The 18,523-nt window shown below is 52.9% G+C and carries 14 protein-coding genes and 1 pseudogene; 12 read left to right on the forward strand and 3 right to left on the reverse strand.

What is annotated here, in order from left to right; translation table 11 throughout:
- The first annotated feature begins 3 nt into the window (after positions 1–3).
- From KDC22_RS15650 to KDC22_RS15665, 4 genes are all read left to right on the forward strand, one after another.
- Positions 4–1,092, forward strand: a complete 1,089-nt coding sequence (locus KDC22_RS15650; RefSeq protein WP_211723723.1) for a DUF58 domain-containing protein — start codon at positions 4–6, stop codon at positions 1,090–1,092.
- Positions 1,089–2,417, forward strand: a complete 1,329-nt coding sequence (locus KDC22_RS15655; protein WP_211723724.1) for a hypothetical protein — start codon at positions 1,089–1,091, stop codon at positions 2,415–2,417. The genes KDC22_RS15650 and KDC22_RS15655 overlap by 4 nt, the downstream gene beginning before the upstream one ends.
- Positions 2,418–2,432: 15 nt before the next feature.
- The gene (locus KDC22_RS15660; protein ID WP_211723725.1) at positions 2,433–2,867 is read left to right on the forward strand and encodes a MerR family transcriptional regulator; all 435 of its coding nucleotides are present in this window, start codon (positions 2,433–2,435) and stop codon (positions 2,865–2,867) included.
- Between the two features lie 103 nt (positions 2,868–2,970).
- Positions 2,971–3,933, forward strand: a complete 963-nt coding sequence (locus KDC22_RS15665; protein WP_211723726.1) for an alpha/beta hydrolase — start codon at positions 2,971–2,973, stop codon at positions 3,931–3,933.
- 104 nt (positions 3,934–4,037) lie between these two features.
- Here the strand turns inward: KDC22_RS15665 and KDC22_RS15670 are convergent, their stop codons facing one another.
- Entirely contained in the window at positions 4,038–6,101 is a 2,064-nt protein-coding gene (locus tag KDC22_RS15670; protein ID WP_211723727.1) for a beta-galactosidase, read from the reverse strand.
- Between the two features lie 147 nt (positions 6,102–6,248).
- Between KDC22_RS15670 and KDC22_RS15675 the strand changes: the two genes are divergently transcribed.
- The 5 genes and pseudogenes from KDC22_RS15675 (at position 6,249) to KDC22_RS15695 (ending at position 13,406) form a co-directional block, all read left to right on the forward strand.
- Complete coding sequence (locus KDC22_RS15675) at positions 6,249–7,082, forward strand: helix-turn-helix transcriptional regulator (RefSeq protein WP_211723728.1); 834 nt, start codon at positions 6,249–6,251, stop codon at positions 7,080–7,082.
- 183 nt (positions 7,083–7,265) lie between these two features.
- On the forward strand, positions 7,266–9,893 hold the full coding sequence (locus KDC22_RS15680) for a hypothetical protein (protein WP_211723729.1): 2,628 nt from the start codon (positions 7,266–7,268) through the stop codon (positions 9,891–9,893).
- A gap of 49 nt (positions 9,894–9,942) precedes the next feature.
- Positions 9,943–10,608, forward strand: a pseudogene (locus tag KDC22_RS15685) (ABC transporter ATP-binding protein); the annotation flags it as partial.
- A gap of 269 nt (positions 10,609–10,877) precedes the next feature.
- Complete coding sequence (locus KDC22_RS15690) at positions 10,878–12,278, forward strand: ABC transporter permease (RefSeq protein WP_211723730.1); 1,401 nt, start codon at positions 10,878–10,880, stop codon at positions 12,276–12,278.
- 24 nt (positions 12,279–12,302) lie between these two features.
- The gene (locus tag KDC22_RS15695; RefSeq protein ID WP_246553602.1) at positions 12,303–13,406 is read left to right on the forward strand and encodes an efflux RND transporter periplasmic adaptor subunit; all 1,104 of its coding nucleotides are present in this window, start codon (positions 12,303–12,305) and stop codon (positions 13,404–13,406) included.
- A 514-nt stretch (positions 13,407–13,920) separates the two neighbouring features.
- On the opposite strand, the gene nagZ is transcribed toward KDC22_RS15695, so the two are convergent.
- Complete coding sequence (gene nagZ / locus KDC22_RS15700) at positions 13,921–15,288, reverse strand: beta-N-acetylhexosaminidase (protein WP_246553604.1); 1,368 nt, start codon at positions 15,286–15,288, stop codon at positions 13,921–13,923.
- A gap of 116 nt (positions 15,289–15,404) precedes the next feature.
- Here nagZ and KDC22_RS15705 point away from each other — a divergent pair, with 116 nt between their 5' ends.
- From KDC22_RS15705 to KDC22_RS15715, 3 genes are all read left to right on the forward strand, one after another.
- On the forward strand, positions 15,405–15,908 hold the full coding sequence (locus tag KDC22_RS15705; protein ID WP_173127115.1) for a ferritin: 504 nt from the start codon (positions 15,405–15,407) through the stop codon (positions 15,906–15,908).
- 354 nt (positions 15,909–16,262) lie between these two features.
- The gene (locus tag KDC22_RS15710) at positions 16,263–17,126 is read left to right on the forward strand and encodes a cation diffusion facilitator family transporter (RefSeq protein ID WP_173127119.1); all 864 of its coding nucleotides are present in this window, start codon (positions 16,263–16,265) and stop codon (positions 17,124–17,126) included.
- A gap of 189 nt (positions 17,127–17,315) precedes the next feature.
- Entirely contained in the window at positions 17,316–18,221 is a 906-nt protein-coding gene (locus KDC22_RS15715; protein WP_211723731.1) for an NUDIX hydrolase, read from the forward strand.
- On the opposite strand, the gene KDC22_RS15720 is transcribed toward KDC22_RS15715, so the two are convergent.
- A complete protein-coding gene (locus KDC22_RS15720; protein ID WP_211723732.1) occupies positions 18,213–18,356 on the reverse strand; it encodes a hypothetical protein in 144 nt (47 codons plus the stop codon). The two genes, KDC22_RS15715 and KDC22_RS15720, sit on opposite strands and share 9 nt — an antisense overlap.
- Positions 18,357–18,523 lie beyond the last annotated feature (167 nt).

Consider the following 18,523-nt stretch of genomic DNA (forward strand, 5'->3'; position numbering starts at 1 on the left):
ACCATGTCGCTGCCGTGGTTCATTGCAAGCACTTTTGTCTTATTAATCCTGATCTCTCTGGTGTATGACCGGAATGCGCTGAAAAAAGTCAGCTATACCCGTTACTTTTCTGCCAAAGCGGTGTACGCCGGTGAACAGGTGGAGATGGTTGAAGAAATTATGAACAAAAAGCTGTTGCCGCTGCCTTGGCTGCGTCTGGAATCCAGCATTGCCAAAGGACTTGAATTCGGCAATCAGGACAATCTCGGCATCAGCAGCGGGGAGATTTCACAGAATCATGTCAGCCTGTTCTTCCTCAGGTCATTCCGTCATATCAAGCGGAGACATATTGTAACCTGCAAAGAGCGGGGCCGGTTTGTTCTGGAGACGGCAACGATGACTACCGGCGACCTGTTCGGACTAAGCCGTTCCGCCAAGACCTTCCCGCTCCAGCTGGAGCTGCTGGTCTATCCCGGTCTGCTTCGTTATAATGACCTTCCTTTACCGGTGCATAGCTGGCTTGGAGAACTGCCGGTTAAGCGCTGGATTGTTGAAGATCCGTTCCTGACCGCCGGTACCAGAGAATACAGTGCTGGAGATTCCCTGGCCGCTATTAATTGGAAGGCAACGGCCCGTACAGGGACTATGCAGGTGCATCAAAGGGATTACACTGCCGATTCCCGGCTGGTGATCTGCCTGAACGTGGAGACCAGTGAATCCATGTGGAAGACAGTTACCGATGCGGAGCGGATCGAGCTGGGCATCCGCTACGCGGCGACTGTAGCCGAATATGCAATCGGCCATGGCATTGAGACCCGGCTGCTCAGTAACGGAAGGCTGGACGGAAGCGGGGCGAGAGATTCGGTGGATACCTGGCCTATTGCCCATCCAGAGGAATTCCTTGGCCTACTCGCCAGACTGAATCTGGACCGGACAGTGCCGATGAGCAGGCTGATGGAGATTGAGGCAGACAAGGGTGAGGGAGATACGGATTATCTGATCATTACCTGCCACCGGGGGGCGGAGCTGCAATTGGCAGCTTCCGGCTTAAGCTTCCTGGGGAACGGTGTGGAATGGCTGGACATTCCGGCAGAAGGGGGCGGTGAGCTATGAAATCAAGGTTCCCGGTTTCCTTCAAAGAGAACTGCACCCTATGGATGTCTGTCTTCATCGAGTGGCTGCTTCTGCTTCCGGTATGGCTGGTGCTTCAGACTTATCTTCAGCCGGATGCTGGGGCGCTGCGCTGGATCTACCTGTTGCCGGTGCTGGCCGCTGCCGGGGTGCTGCTGAGGAACAAGTGCAGTCGTCTGGGGAAGCAGCTCCTGGCGGCACTTGTACTGGGGGTTCTGGCAGGGGGAGCAACTGGAACGCTGACGCTTATAGGACTCCCGCTGGTAGCCGGGGCAGCGCTAAGTGCCTTCCTTGGGATGACGGCAGCCTCACGGGTGAACCGGCTGCGGTTTTATATCGGGGGGATCGCGTTATATTTTGTAGCTTCTATCGCCTTCTCGCGTATTCCTGACCTCCAGCCGAATGTAATGATCTTAACCTGGAGCGGCAGCTTATGTCTGGTGCTGGCGCTGCTGGATTCGAACAGCAGTCATCTGCGCTATAGCTCTCTAAACGGAGATGCTGCCCGTTTGCCCGAGGGTCTGCGGCGGCATAACCGGCTGTTCGTAGTGGGCTTCATTATCCTTGCCGCTCTGCTTGCAGCAGGGGGAGGCAAAGCGGTTGGCACGCTGCTCTGGAATGCCGTGAGAGGTTTCTTCGCTTGGCTCAGCCGCTTATCCTCCGGTTCAGAAGAAGCCCCTCCAGAGCAGGCGCCGCCGGAAGCCATGCCGAGTCTTCCGGCAGCGGAACCGGGCGAACCGGGGCTGCTGTCCTTGATTCTGAACATCGGCTTCTATATCTTGGGTGCCGCTGTGCTGCTTGCCATATTCTATTTCATTCTGCGCTGGCTCTACAGAAATACAGGAGGACTGCTGCGGAGAGCGATAGATAGGCTGATATCTTTGCTGCGCAGAGAGACTCCCGTGACATCCGCTTATCAGGACGAGGAGACCAGCCTGTTCACCTGGGAGCAGACCGTTCAGGATTTCCGTCAATACTGGCGCTCCAAGCTTGCACCCGCCAGCGGCCGTGACCGCTGGGAAGGGATGACCGGAAGCCGTGAACGCATCCGCTGGCTCTACCGGCATTGGCTGCGGGCCAGACATGAGGAAGGGTACAAAGTAAAAGCCTACCTGACACCGCAGGAGACTGCCGCCGATGTGGCGGCCTGGTCACAAGACCAGAAGCGTAAGAAGCACAATGGCAGCGATAGACTAATCAATGAGCAGCTGCTTGGCCTGTACAACAAGGCCCGCTATACAGAGGAGGAACTGCCTGAGCTCACTGCCGCTGAGGCAGCAGCGCTTAAGGAGCAGCTGAAGCTATAGCGGAGAGCGGGCTGAGTGAATATCGGGAAAGGAGCAGCAGGCATGACCCTGTATCTGCGTGGTGAACTGGCTAAAGAGGCTCAGATTAATATTGAAACCCTCCGGTTTTATGAGAAAAACGGGCTGATTCCGCTGCCGCAGCGTTCGGCAGGCGGGTATCGTCTGTACCCGGAGGAGACGCTCCTCCGGATTGATTTTATCCGTAATGCCAAGAGCTGCGGGTTTACGCTTCATGAGATTAAGAAGGCACTGGTTAAATCTGCTGACAGCAGCATTGGAATCAGTGATTTCGTCGAAGTCATTGAGCGGAAGATGGCCTCTGTCGATCTGGAGATTGCCAGATGCAAGGAGACACGGAGTAAGCTTGAAGCACTGAAATCCGGTTTGGTGGCTCATAACAGGCATCCAGGCGTACAGGAAACCCTGGATATTTTGAACATGAAGGATTAATCTGCTGTCACCTGTAATTCTTTAAGCGCATACCGCTTGACTCTGTACAGTGCTACAGGGTTTATAGTATGGGCATCCCAGGATAACAGGAGGATTGATAAATATGTTGTATCCGAGTACTACCCCTATTCCACAGCTCCAGACAATCGAAGCTCATTTGAAAAGCAATAATAACTATTCAGGAAAGTCGGCGCAGGAGATCCGGGCTGCTGCTGCGGAGTCTGCCAGACAATTACCTGTGCTTGACGGTGTGAAGATTGAGCAGATAGTGACCGAGCCATTTTGCGGAGAGTGGGTCAGGGCTGAGGGAGGATTTCTGCAGTATTCAACATGGCCGCTTACTCCAGAGAACAAGGTTATTCTGTATTTTCACGGTGGAGGATTTGTATCAGGAAGCTGCGCTATCTACAGGGATTTCGCAGCCCGCATCTCCGCAGCCAGCGGAATAGCTGTCCTTACAGCAGAATACCGGCTTGCACCAGAATTCTGCTATCCCGCAGCTAACGAGGATTGTCTTGCAGCTTACCGCTGGCTGCTGGCGCAGGGAGTCTCTGCTGGAAATATAGTAGTCAGCGGGGATTCTGTAGGGGCCACGCTTGCACTTATGACGTTGATTACGCTGCGGGACCAGGGAGAGGAGCTTCCTGCCGGAGTATGTCTGTTATCTCCCCATGCCGATCTTATACACCTGGATGGGGAGTCGTACGATAGCCGTGCTGGAATTGACCCTACCGGTAGCCGGGAAGCCAATCAGAGAATGCTTGAGGAATATATGGGAGATTACGCCGGTGAATGGCCGGCGTTGTTGTCACCGCTGCGCCTGGATTTCCGGGGCCTGCCGCCACTGTTCATACAGGCTGGCGATCATGAGGTGCTGCTGAGTGATGCAGAACGTTTGGCTGAACAGGCAAGGGCGGCAGGCAATACAGCCGTGCTTGAGATCTGGGAGAACATGTGGTGCGGATTTCAGCTGTTGGCTGCCCTGCTGCCTGAAGCCCAGCAGGCTATTGTGAATATGGGCACCTTCATTAAGAGAAGATTATTGCTAGATGTTTCGCAAGAATAGGTCAGAACCGCCGCAATTGCAGCAGCATCAACACCAAAATAGGGTTCCGCTGTCCACAGAGCAATCTGCGGCAGCGGAACCCTTGTGGGTTCATCTGATCTTCTCTATTGCAGAACCAGAACGCCGAAGCCTTCCATCGCATAGCTTCCCGAAAGAGTCTGTCCGCTTAACAGGTCCGTCTTGGATTCCTTCAGCACAATCTGTGCCGGTTCTTCACTGTAGTTGAGCAAGAAAGTGACTCCGGTGGAGGTGTCCCCGCCAGTGGCTCGGATCTGCAATTCTACCCCGGCAGGTAATTCCGCCCAGTCTGCGGCAGGGGAGGCCAGACCCAGGCTGCCGATGATCTGCAGCACAGCCGCTTCGTTGAATACCGCCCCGTAATACCAGACTTCACCTTGGCCGCGGATATTGCGGGTTACCGCCGGTTTGCCGGCATAGTGATCGGTAGCATAGGTACCCATGATCTCCACGCTGTCCTCTTCCACATGCAGGATATCATTGAAGGCATCTGCACCGGTGAGCGCTTCAGGATCATGATTCCAGCGGATCGAGGTTGGGAGACGGGTGCCTTTGACCATCGTGAATTCTTCAACAGTTACACCGCACATCTCCTGCGCTGCCCCGGGAAAAGGCCGCATATAACATTGTCCGCGGGTATCCTTGTAGCCGGTGCGGCAGCCGAAGATCAGCTTCCCGCCTTGCTGCACGTACTGATCCAGCAGCGCCGCTGTATCGTCGCTCATAATCGCCGGATGCGGATAGACCAGCACCTCGTAGCGTGCAAGCTCTGCAAGCGTTGTGTTGCTGCGCATATAGAGGACATCGTTAGGAATATGCTTCCGCTGGAGCGCCTTGAACCATTCCTTGTTGCTCTGCCACATGAACGGGCCATGCCAGACATCATATTCCCCGTCCCATTCGTTGTCATAATCACGCAGGATGGCAATGCTTGCCTGAGTGCGGCTGCCGATGAAGGCAGGGCCAATCTGTGCCAGCTCCTGGCCGATCTGCTCCGCTTCCTTCACCCGCCGGTTAGGCTGGTTGTGATAGTCATTCAAGCCATGCCAATAAATCTCATTGCCCATCGTGGCTGTCCGCCAGCGGAAATAGAGCAGCATGTCAGCCCCGTGTGCGATAGACTGGTAAGTCCACAGCCGCATCTGTCCCGGCTTCGGTGAAGGCATATCCATCCGGTTCACCCAGCCCCCCGGGCCAGACTGCTGTTCCATGACACAGAAGTTGCTGCTGACCGAACGTACGGCCGACAGCGACAGCCCCCAGCCACGGTCGAGCATCGGATTCACTTCTGCCGGATCGGCGCTGATGGTGGAGAATTGCGGATAGGAATCATAGCTGAAGAAATCTAAATGATCCTCCGTCAGCTCGTGGCTGTCCAGATGTCCGAACAGACCGTTGGTGGTAACCCACTGGTCCGGCGCCTTCTCCCGGAGGATATCGGCCTGAATCTTGGCGAAGGAGATGGTGTTATCTGAGATAAAGCGCTTCTCATCCAGGGCCTGATGCGGATTCGGCTGGTTGGGCGAAGGCGTAGGGCGGGTAAGGCAGACCTGCGACCAGCGGGTGTAGGTCTGGTTCCAGAACACCGTGCCCCAGGCTTCATTCAGCTTGTCCAGTGTGACATATCTGTCCTGAAGCCAGGAGCGGAAGGCCAGATGATCGCTCTCTGAGTAGAACACATTGATCTCACAGTTCAGCTCGTTATCAATCTGCCAGCCAACCACACCGGGATGATTGGCGTAATGCTCAGCAAGCTTGGTTACAATTCTGGCACAGAGCTCGCGGTACTTGGGACTGCTGTAATTGTAATGGCGACGCATGCCGTGCTGGAGCGTCACTCCCTCATAAGTAACATTTAAGGCCTCAGGGTACTGCTCCGTAAGCCAGGCAGGCGGAGTGGCCGTAGGGGTTCCCAGAATGACCTTCAGCCCGTGGCTGTGTGCCAAATCTATCGCACGGTCGAACAGTTCATACTGAAACTCGCCTTCTTCGGGTTCAAAAATAGACCACGCAAATTCACCCAGACGCACCACGGTGAATCCGGTTTCAACCATACGCCGGTAATCGTCAGCCCACATGGATTCAGGCCAGTGTTCTGGATAATAGCAGACGCCGAGTTCAAATCGTTCTGCTGCAACAGGTTTCTTCATAGTAACCTCCAAAGTGTAAATATATGCTTTATCTTTGATACTAATCTATTGTATTATCAGCAGTGTATCCACTTATATAACAGAATATTGCTATTATATTATTATATTGCGTGCTTGATTCACAGCGGATAGAAGAGGGGGAGTCATATGAGAAAACACTGGGTGCTGCCACAGCCCGCTTATGCCCATTATGTATGTTATCCGGAGATGCTGGGGCATTACAGCGACTTCCCGGAACACGCAGAGCGCAGAAGCGAGGGATTCCTGAACAGCTATAATCTCCATATGATTTTTGGCGGAGAGGGGTATGTGTTTCAGGGAGGAGAACGGATTTCGATGAAGCGGGGCAGCGGATTTCTTTTTCCCCCGGGAGCTTATCAGCAATACGGCTCTGATCCCGGTCAGGCCTGGGATGTACGCTGGATGCACTTCGCCACGGCAATCCCCCTGCCTATGCTGGAGGAGGCGGACCAGTCGCGCGGTTACTTCTTTACGTTCGATCCCGGCACCGGCTATGATACGCTCTTCGAGGAGATGTACCGGCTTAGCGCAAGCTATGAGACCCGGAGTGAACCCCGCCTGTCCACGCTGCTCTATGAGATTCTGGTCACGCTGATGCAGAACTCCGAACCGCTGCAGGGCTCTGTTCCGCTGGAGATCAGACACTCCATCCGGCTCACAGCCGACAGGATATACAGCGAGTGTGAGCGGCCCTGGACGCTGGAGTCTATGGCCCGGCTCGCCGGTTACAGCAGCTACCATTTCCTCCGTCTGTTCCGCAGTATTATGGGGAAGACGCCGAACCGGTATTTAAGCGACTGCCGGATGGCCCGCGCCAAGCTGCTGCTGGCCTCCACCGGACAATCCGTTGCAGACATTGCTTTGCTGTGCGGTTTTCAGCAGTCCAGTTATTTCATCAAGGTATTCAGACAGCTCGAGGGAATGCCGCCGAATCAATACAGACGGTCCTTCAACTCCTGAAATCATCGTATATTAGGACCTAGTATTAACAAACTTTGTTACATTTCCGGCTGGTTTTGGGCGGTGCTTATCCTGTTTATAGGGAAAAGGTTACAAATGGAAGCGAAGGGTTACAAAGTGGATACAAATTCCACGCGCCGACCAACTATACTATTTCTAGTAAATACATCTGGAGGGAAATAAATGAGAAAGTATAGAGTTACATATGCAGCTCTGCTGGTAAGCACGCTGGTAGCCGGACAACTGGCTGGAAGTATAGCTGCACCGGCCGCAGACGCAGCCGGAGCCACGAAGACCCCGGCCGTATCCGCTCCGGCGGCGGCATTCAAGTTCAAGCCTGTTCCAATGGGAGCCGGAGTGACTGCGGTACTGGAGAATGTCAACATCTGGAGCCAGACCAGCGGGAACGTCTTGTCCTACACCCTTAAATATACGAATTCCGGGAACGCAAGCGCGAGTCTGATGCATTATTTCTCACGCGTAGTCACGCCGGGAGGCTCTGTGCTTCCGGGTAATCCCGTAGGTGCGGATGCCCTGAAGAAAAAAGTCGGCGCCAAAGAAACGCTGAGCGTTACCTACTATGTCAACGTGGGACAGGCTTCCTCCTTGCAGGGGATCAAAATCTCGATGCTCGTCTGGGATGCCAAGACTAAGGGATATCTGAAGCAGACGGGTTCTTTTGCAGTACCTGCTAATTATTCTACTGCGGCTGCGGCGGGAACGAGCCTTAATACTGCCATGAACGACATTCCGGTCACAGCAAGCGCAGACTCCCTGCAGCTCTATAAATACAGCGGCAAGGTCTATGCCAAAGTAGGACTCAGCCTGACTAACAAAGGCAATAAAGTCCTCAGTGATCCGGGTTATTCGGCGTATCTGGTGTCTTCAAGCGGCACTTCCTTTGAATTGGCACTAAGCGGCACGCAGACGGATTACAAGATTCAGCCGCAGGAGAAGCGGAGCATCTATTATCTGGCCGAAATCCCGGCCTATCTCAAGACAGACAATATGAAGCTGCAATTCACACAGAAGGATGAAACCTCGAAGCTGGAGCTGCCGAGATCCTCTTATAAGCTCCCCGCAGCAACCACGCCTAATCTGGTAGTAGGCAGCGGTGTGGTCAAAAAAATCATTGTAAACAGCAATACGGTTGACACGCTGCTCCGCAACGCCAATGTGTATTCAAAGGATGCGGACGCGGTATGGACGTTCCAGATGCAGCTCAAGAACACGGGCAACAAAGCCGTAACCATGCCAAGCTATGAGCTGGCTGTCAAGTCAGTGAAAGGCAAAACCTTCCCCGTGAATTCAAAGAGCTTAAGCGGATTAACGCTCAAACCGCTGGAGACCAAAATCATTCCGCTGACCGTCCGTGTACCGCTTGAAGTGGATCAGTCCGGGCTGCAGCTCATGATGATCGAGTCGGTAGGCGCGGACACTATAAGCGGGCCTGATACATCCGGGACCAGTGAGGGAGGGGGAACTACCGGTACTCCGGAAAGTCCGGGAACTCCGGCTCCGGCTCCGGCAAGTCCTGTGACCACGACCACTAAGATGATTTTCCCTGTAGCCTACTTCGTCATTCCTTACGCGCTTCGGACTGAGGTAATGACCGGCCAGGAGTACTTGAGCACGAATTCTTACGGTTCCTTCTCATACAGTGTTCAATCCCTGCAGCGCTACCCTTGGAAAGACGATGATATCTTAGCTGCCCGGCTGAGAATCACCAATACCCAGGATGTATCTCTTACGCTGCCGGAGCTGAAGGGCACCATTAAGCTGAACAATGAGAGCCTGCCCGTGACTACGGAGCTGTTCATGGACAACAAGGAATCTTTGGTCCTGGCTCCCGGTAAGTCGATGGAAGTGTACGTACTCGGCAAAATCGCCTATACGTCTGATTTCCGGGATATGCGGATTGCCCTGAACGGTACACAGAATACAGAAACCGTTCCGTTCCTGGATGTCAGTGTGAATAATTCCATCAACAGTATCCCGACCATTGCCCCGGGCGAGAGCTACAAGGTTAGCGGAAAAGGTAAAACGGCAAGTGTGCAGGAGAACCGGACAACGATCTATCAAGGCGAAAGCCACAATCTGGTATACACAGAGCTCTATCTGAGCAGCGAGGAGAAGAGACAGAGCAAAATGGCCCGTCTGCAGGCTTACTATAAGACCAAGGACGGCCAGTATTTCGAAGCAGGCACCAGCCAGTCGGAGAACAGCGCGTCTCCGGGTGCCAAGCAGCTCGTGGTCCTATGGGCCAAGGTTCCTAAGGCTACGGACCTCGCGGAGATCTCGCTCTATCTCGGTGCCGGTATCAAAGAAGGCAAGCTTATCGAGGCCAAGGAGGAAGCTACCGGATTCGTCAATGTTGCAGCGCTGCAGCTGAATCCGCAGGCTAACGTACCGAAGAATACACTGGAATCAACAGTAGTATATCCTTATACGATTTCTGTTCTGACCTCTGAAGGGAAGCGGATGAAGTCATCGGATACCTTGGATATTACTATGAACTACAGCCTGAGGAAGGATAACCTATACGATGCAGGCGTTCTGGAGCATAAGCTGATTCTGCAGATTACCGATCCGTTCGGCATCGCTACCGAGAAGGTCCTTACACTGGGCACAGATCTGATTGAAGGGACGAACAACCAGTATTCCTTCTCCCTCAGCAGACCCGTGTACAAGACGATGGACGGCGGCGCTTATAAGCTAACCTTTTATGATGAATTCCAGGGAGAACGTCTGATGCTGGGCAGCCAGGCCTTTGGAGTCACTAATGTGGTTCCGAAAAAAACAGAGGAATAATCGTCATTCGCTCTACTTAATATTACGGTTAAAAAAAGGAGCAGCTTCCATGTTGCGTGTTGAAGATATTACGCATTCGTACAAAAGCGGTAATGAATGGACCTCCGTTCTTCATAAAATCAATTTTGCCGTCAAAGAGGGGGAGATGGTTGCACTGCTGGGCAGTTCGGGGTCCGGCAAGTCGACGCTTCTTAATCTGATGGCCGGCTTGATGAAGCCTACGGAAGGTCATATCTATATTGCCGACAAAGACATTGTGAAGATGGGCGAGAATAAGCTTGCCGAGTTCCGGCGGAAGAATATCGGGTTTATCTTTCAGGCCTATGAGCTGATTACAAGCCTCACGGTCCGTGAGAATGTGGAGCTGCCGCTGGTCTTCCAGTCGGTCTCTCCCAGGGCCCGCAAGGCGAAGGCGCTTGCGCTGCTGGAGCAGGTGGGGATTCCCGACAAGGCGGATTTATTCCCCTCGCAGCTCTCCGGGGGACAGCAGCAGCGGGTCAGTATTGCCCGGTCGCTGATCACAGAGCCATCGGTCATCTTCGCAGATGAGCCGACGGGGAACCTGGATTCCAAGACCGAAGAGGAGATTATCAGCATTCTGCTGAATCTGAACCGTACGATGAAGACCACGTTTATTGTGGTTACCCATGAATACAAGGTGGCTGAACAAATGCAGCGGATTTTTACGCTCAAGGATGGCTTCCTGATTACTGAATCGCAGAGAGAACCGCAAGTACAGACAGAGCCGCAAATAGAACCGCAAATAGAACCGCAGCTTGAGCTGAAGACAGAGGTACAGGGTGAAGAGCAAATCGCTGAGGAAGCTGAACCGCAGACCATGGTAGAGGTCGAAGAACAATTAGCTGCAGGAGCTGAACAGGAAGCTGTAGAGCCGCAGACAGCAGCAGCGGATGAAGATCCGCCGGCTGAGGAACCTGAACACCAGACCGCTGCGGAAGCTGATCCTGCAGAGGGAGGGAAGCCGTGAAGATCAGAGATATTTCACGGATGGCCTGGGAACAGGTCAAACGGCGCAAGGTGGTTACCGGTCTCTGTATGACCGGGATTTCGATCGGCTGCGCAGCCATTATCGTAGCCTTGAGTGTGGGCCAGTCTGCTCAGGTCTATGTGACTGAACAGGTGAATCAGAATTTCAAAATGGATGAGATTATGGTCTCGCCGGGCGGAGGAATTCCGTCGGCAGGCGGACAGAGCGCAGGCGGTAACGGTAGCAGTGTATCGGGAGGGGGAGACGAGAACCTCGATCAGGGCAAGCTGACCGATCAGAAGCTGGAGATTATCCGCGGGCTGAACCATGTGAAGGCGGCTTCGCCTTTTCAGGAGGTCGGATATTTCCAGATGGTAACGGTAGACAACAAGATCGCGGATGTGAAGATTGTGGTGACTGATCTCCAGAAGCTGACAGCCTATGATCATAAGTTCAAGCAGGGCGGGGCGAACGACCAGATAGGAACGATAGTGCTCAATCACGGGGCTACGCTGGGCCTGATCGACCAGGAGACCCGGCAGAAGCTGTTCGAGCAGATGAGCAGCGGGCCGTATAACCCCGAGCTGTACGAGCAGTATGAGAAATTGTCCACGGTGCCGACAGAATTGTACCGTAAGCAGGTCCAGATTCAGGCTCAGGATTCCAGTTCTACTTCACAGACAATCAGGCTTAGCTCGCCCCTCCAGGTCGGCGGCATTCTGGCAAGTCCTAAGGGAATGGATGATCAGCGGGCCTCTTTTGACCAGACTATGTATATGTCGCCGGAGACTGCCCAGCAGCTGGCCAAGGAGCTGACCTTCGATAATTCCACCACCAGTGTGGTCAATCTCCCGCCGGAAGGAACCTACAACTCGCTTACGGTCAAAGTAGACGATGTGGCGAACATCAAGTCGGTGGAGCAGATGCTTCAGAAGCTGTCCCTGAACGCTCAAGATAATCTGTACCAGCAGGAGATGCTGAAGGAACAATTCGACATGATTAAGATGGCTGCACTTGGAATCGGCGTGTTCATCCTGGTGATCGCTTCGATCTCCATCATTGTGGCTATGACCATGTCGACACATCAGCGCCGCCGGCAGATTGGGATCATGAAAGTGCTGGGAGCGAACATGGGGCAGATCCGCAATATGTTCATTACAGAAGCTGCGCTTCTTGGACTGCTGGGCGGAATTCTGGGTGTTGCATTCTCCTACCTCATTATGATGGGGCTCAACAAGCTGGTAGGCAGTGCAGGGGAGGGGATGAATTTCTTCATTCCAACTATGAATCTGCCGATCGGGATGTCCTTTGCCATTATGACTGGTGTATTGTCGGGGATTTACCCGGCGATCAGCGCCTCCAGAACCGATGCATTAACTGCTATTAAACGAGACTAACCCTAAGCTAGAAAGGAAGCCGAAATGATGAAGAGGACTCTAAAGAAGAGCCTGAAATGGATCATAATCTTAGGTATTATCGGAACGGCCGGTTATTTCGGATATACCAAATTCTTCAAGGCTGAAGATACCGCTGATCTCCCGCCTGAACCGATGCAGGTAATCAGCTTCCCGGTAACGGAAGAGACGTTAACCAGCTCAGTGCAGATCAAAGGCAGATCGCAATACCAGAAGGAGACGCTGGTGTATGCGCCCTTTGCTTCCAAGGTGACTGCCTGGAAGGTGGAGAACGGGGCACAGGTGAAGAAGGGCCAGGTGCTCTTCACCCTGGATCAGAGCACACTCCGTAATGAGATTGCCACGGCAGAGGCAACCGCCCGCAAGGCGAAGCTGGAGGGAGAGCTGAACGCTTTTGTCAGCCAGCAGGAGGATGATAGTGCGACTCCGGCCGGTACGGAAGCGGAACGGCTGAAGGCCTTGGCCGCTCAGGAGACGGCGCGTCTGAACGACGAGCTGAATCAGGTGACTGCCGAGATTCAAGCCAAGGAGCTGTCGGAGAAGAAGGCGAAGCTGGGCACGGCCGTGTATCACGCACCGGAGAACGGCATCTTCCTGTTTGACAGCAGCACTGAACGTCCGCAGACGGTAACCGATAATCAGTACATCGGCAAGATCGTGGACACGAACAAGGTAGAGTTCATAGCACAGGTCGGGGAGCAGGATATCTTCCGCATCAAAAAAGGCATGAAGGTTAAAGTGAAGATGACTGCGGTGAAGGACCTGATCCTGAACGGAGAGGTGACCGAAGTAGCTAAATTTGCTACCACCACGACAGGACAGAACACAGCCGGCCAGCTTCCGCAATTCGAGGTGGTCATCTCCATGCAGCCGGACGAGCATTTGATGGGCGGCCTTAGCCTAAGCGGAGACGTCGAGACCTCGCGCAAAGAGAAGGCGGTAGTCGTATCCAATATCGCTGTTATCCGTGAAGGTGAACAGGCCTTTGTGATGGTGGACAAGGGGAACGGCAAGTATGAACGGAAAGAGATTAAGATCGGTATGGAAACAACAGACAAAACGGAAGTGCTGTCCGGACTGAAGGCAGGAGATACCGTAGTTCTGCAGTAGTATAGCATAGTGGATAGCCGCAAACAGTGGATAGCTACAAGTCGTAGAAAGCCCCAAACCTGGTCTATTGCCGGGTTTGGGGCTTTTTTAATACGGAAATTATAGGTTGCACTCGGTAACTTGTCCTTCTATTTCTCGCTGAAACGGTACCATACTTTAAAAGGACGGCAAAGCCGTTTCCAGTTGAATGGAATTTACAGGCGGAGCGCGGCGGATGGTCTAAGTGGAAATAGTACATCTAATTTCTGGTGGCTACCGACAATTCCTTTCAGTAGTTGGATAAACAACACTTAATAAGACCAGATTCTGCTGAAATTCATGGGGCTCGGCGAATTAAATGTACTTTTTCCAACTGCTTCCCGATAGCGCACGGTTTCGGCAGAATTAAGTGCCTTTTTTCCAACTCTGTTGGCTCTCCCCGCAGGCTACTACACAAAGGGCTAAGCTCAGCTTCCCCAAAGTATATGAATCGTTAAGGACGGTAAGTTTCAGCAGAACAAGTAGTCTTTAAGGACTACTTGTTCTGTTGAAACGGCTTGCGCCAGGTTTGGATGTCGCTGTTAAGTCCGGTAAGATCAGGCACGGGAATCGGCTGGTCTGACAGTTCATATTTGGCCTTCAGCGCCAGAATCCGGTAGACACTCTCATCAATCCGTGATTCAGAAATCATGCCGCTCTTGACGCTGTCCAGCAGTGCGGTCCGCACGGCCTGTTCGTTCTTGTACTCATGAGCGACCAGGAGGATGTCACTTCCGGCCAGTACGGTGTCAACTGCGGCAGCAGGGAGGCTGTAGTTCTTGACAATAGCGCCCATCGTCAGATCATCCGTAATCACAACCCCGTCATATCCCATCTGTCCGCGTAACTGCTGGCCGATGATTACTTGGGATAAGGAGGCGGGTCTGTCCGGGTCGAGCTTCGGATACAGAATGTGGGCTACCATCACGGCATCCGCCTTCTCCTTAATCGCAGCCTGGAACGGCAGCCATTCCAGACGGGCAAGCTGCGTCTCTGTCTTGTTGATGACCGGCAGCTCCAGGTGAGAGTCTACAGAGGTGTCGCCATGGCCCGGATAATGCTTGACGACGGGGATCACGCCTTCACGCTCCAGGCCCTTCATCTCGGCAAGCCCAAGCCGGGTGACCAGATCTGCACGATTGCCGAAGGAACGGTTACCGATGACCGGGTTATCCGGGTTGCTGTTGATGTCGAGGACCGGCGCGAAATCCATATTGAAGCCGGAGGACTTCACCGCCCGGGCCAGCAGCTCGCCCATAGTTCCGGCTGCATCTGCATCATCTGCGGCTCCGACTGCAGCGTTCGACGGAAAGGCTGCATAGTCAGCGGGAAGGCGGCTGACCTTGCCTCCTTCCTGGTCAATACTCATGAACAGCGGAGCAGGATTGCCTTCGTTACTCTGCTTCAAGGCGTTGGTAAGCTGGACCAGCTCCTTCAGACTGCCGACATTACTGGAATAGAGGATGATTCCGCCTATCTTATCCTCGGCAATCATCTGTTTGGCTTCAGTTCCGGCGGTCTTGCCTTGGATGCCGACCAGCAGCATTTGACCGATCTTCTCCTCCAGCGTCATTCCGGCGAGCTTCATGGAGATAGGGTCCGGAGTGTCTGTCCCAGCAGGTTCGGATACGGAGGGTGAGGGTAGGGCTGAAACTGTGGGTGAGACTGACGCTGAGGGTAGGGCTGACGCTAATGGTGAGGCTGAAGGTGACTCCACTGCCTGAGCAGCACCTGTGCCAGCCGGGGCCGAATTGCCCTTCCCGTCACAGCCGCTTGCCAGAAGCAGGCAGGCGGAAGCGGCAAGCAGGGTGAGGGAACGGCGGGCCGGATTCATTTTTATTTTGCTAAGGCTGAACCATTTCATTGTACGTTATCTTCCTTTCGTTTGCGGTTTGACTGGTAAGAATGATAAAATGTACGAGACCTTACATAAATGCTGCATCATGCATAATCAATAGAATAGGATGAGGTGACCTGTCAATGAAAGAGCAATTAATGAACACGCTTAATGAACAAATGAATTTTGAATTCTATTCCGCTCATGTCTACGTGGCTATGGCTGCGTATTGTTCCGGTGAGAGCCTGGACGGATTCGCCAACTTCTTCCTGGTACAGGCTGAAGAGGAACGGTTCCATGCCATGAAGATTTACAAATTCCTGAATGACCGCGACTACCGTGCTACCCTTGCGGCCATGCCCGAGCCGAACAACGAATATAGCTCCATGCTCGAGGCGTTTGAACATGCCTTCGCCCATGAGCAGCAGAATACGAAGAAATTCTATCATCTGGCGGATCTGGCCCTCGATGAACGGGAGCATGCGACGATCTATTTCCTGAAATGGTTCATTGATGAGCAGGTGGAAGAAGAAGCGCTCTTCAGTAACATTATCGCCAAGCTCAAACGGATAGAAACCGACAGCAATGCCTTCTATATGCTGGATGCGGAATTCGCTGCCCGTTCGTTCACACCACCGGTAGAGTAAGTGGCAACCGGCTTCATCCACGAGTTACAATCTCAGCGGCGTTCTCCTGTACAGGGGAAGCCGCTTATTTGTGTGCGAGGACGGCAATACGGTCTCCGCTTCGCGAGCGGTAGGCATAGGTTCATTCTATAGTTAGACTACGGCTGGAGGCAAAAGTTACCTTGTCCGGCAGTAGGAGATTAGATCCGATGTTGAACAAGGGCAAAGAATGTAGCGGACCGCAACATACTTCCGGCCTCCCAACTCTATTTAGCAGGGTTAACTCTTACGCTGTCCGGCAACACTGTTTCTCTAGACCCACCCTTGTGTCAGCGTGTAGTATGGAACAATACTATTCTTTGGAGGTCCTTTTTCTTGGAAAATTACAGCGATATCAAACAAAGTGAAAAAGGAGCATGGCTAAGTCTATTAACTTACATACTCTTATCTGCCGTCAAATTATTCATTGGCTCCATATCCGGCTCTCAGGCCTTGCTTGCTGACGGGCTGAATAACAGCACCGATATTATTGCCTCCTTAGCCATATTGACCGGGCTCAAAATTTCCCGCAGGCCCCCGGATTCCAACCACGGGTATGGTCATTTCAGAGCAGAGACAGTTGCCGCACTGGTCGCCTCTTTTATTATGCTTGCTGTAGGCTTCCAAGTGCTCTATCAGGGAGTGAACAAATTCATTCAGCCATCGCTGGACACTCCTGATCTGATTGCCGCATGGACGGCAGCTGCCTGTGCTGTGGTGATGATCGGAGTCTACAGGTACAATATCAAGCTTGCACGCCGCCTGAACAGTAATGCCATGCATGCCGTTGCGCAGGATAACCGTTCCGATGCGCTTGTAAGTATGGGCGCCTTCATCGGCATTATCGGTTCACAGTTCGGCATCCCCTGGTTAGATCCGCTCACAGCAACGATTGTCGGATTGTTGATCTGCAAGACTGCTTGGGATATATTCCGCAAAGCTACGCATGATCTGACCGACGGCTTCGATGCCGGCAGACTGGAGCTGATGAAGCAGACGGTGGCAGAGATTGAAGGCGTCGAGTCGATCAAGGATATCAAAGCCCGGATTCACGGCAACAATGTGCTGGTGGATACTACCGTGCTGGTGGATTCCAGCCTGAACGTGGTGCAGAGTCATGATATTACAGAGGAGATCGAAGATCAGCTCAAAGACCGCCATCACGTATCGACCGTGCTTGTCCATATTGAACCGTTGTGATTCTATGTAGTCATGCAGTATTGAAGAATTGCCTCGCTTTCGGGTGAGGCGATTTTTTTGTGCAAATTTTGAGAGCGATTGTTCTTGAATTGGGCATGGACTTGACTGGCATTCACGCTATAGGTATATAATAACACTATGTTATTAACAAGAGATTCCTATTAATTTGTCTAAAAGAAGGAGCATACCATGCCAAATCAACCGGCTACTGATCATAACGGCTTGAACGAGGAGGAATTCCTGGAGAATTATAATGCAGGGAGCTATGAACGTCCTTCTGTGGCCGTTGATATGCTGATCTTCACTGTCATGGAGCAGGAGCAGAATAACTACCGCAAGCTGGCGGAGAAGTCGTTGCAGCTTCTGCTGATTCAGCGGGGAGAGCATCCTTTTCTGGGAGAATGGGCATTGCCTGGAGGGTTCGTGGGGATCGGCGAAAGTGTAGAAGAAGCAGCCCGCCGGGAGCTGTATAGTGAGACGAACATTGATAATATCTATATGGAGCAGTTGTATACCTGGGGCGATGTACACCGTGATCCGCGGATGCGGGTCATCAGCTGCTCCTATATGGCGCTGGTTGACCGCAAGGCCTTGAGCGTACAGGCAGGGGATGATGCCGCCGCAGCCGCCTGGTTCGAGGTGTCTTACCTCATACTCGATACCAGCCGCGAGGTATTGGAGCAGGGCATCCGGCAGGAGACGCTGGTAGAGATTACTTTGCAGAGTGATGAGGAGAAGCTAAGTGGTGTAGTCAAGCTTACGGAGACCATTCAGGGGCATGTCCGCCAGATGAACCGCGAGATTGTCCGCAGCTCGTGTTTTTCTTTTGACCATCTGCTGATGGTGCAGTATGCGATCGAACGCTTGCGCGGCAAAGTTGAATATACAGACATCGTCTTCAATCTGATGCCGCCGATGTTCACCTTATCCGAGCTTCAGCGCGTATATGAGATCATCCTTGGCAAAGACCTGCTCGCTGCCGCATTCCGCCGCAAGATTGCGGAACGGGTAATCGAGACGGAGGAGAGCACCCGGGATGCCGGTCACCGTCCCTCCAAGCTGTACAGATACAATGTGGAGTGGAATTTATCGTGAGAACGCGACATAGATGCTGACACCCAGCAAGGCGCCCACTACGATCCAGGTAACAGGGTGAGCGGGATGAAGTGTCCAGCCGGGTCCGCTAATTTTTCGGGTAAACAGAGGGATGGATTTCTTTCTGCTGAACATGGCGTTGCACTCCTTCGGATAGAATTTGGCTGATGCTCCGGTAGATTCATAGTACTCCTTGTGAAGAGAAATGCAATGCCCAATATAACGGATGCCCTTCCGCTGCATACACTGTGATGTTGTTTATAGAACTTTCCTGTGGGGAGAACCGCTGCATCCGGATGGTA

Origin of the sequence: Paenibacillus tritici (assembly GCF_018207515.1) — a bacterium.
Lineage (GTDB): Bacteria > Bacillota > Bacilli > Paenibacillales > Paenibacillaceae > Paenibacillus_AQ > Paenibacillus_AQ tritici.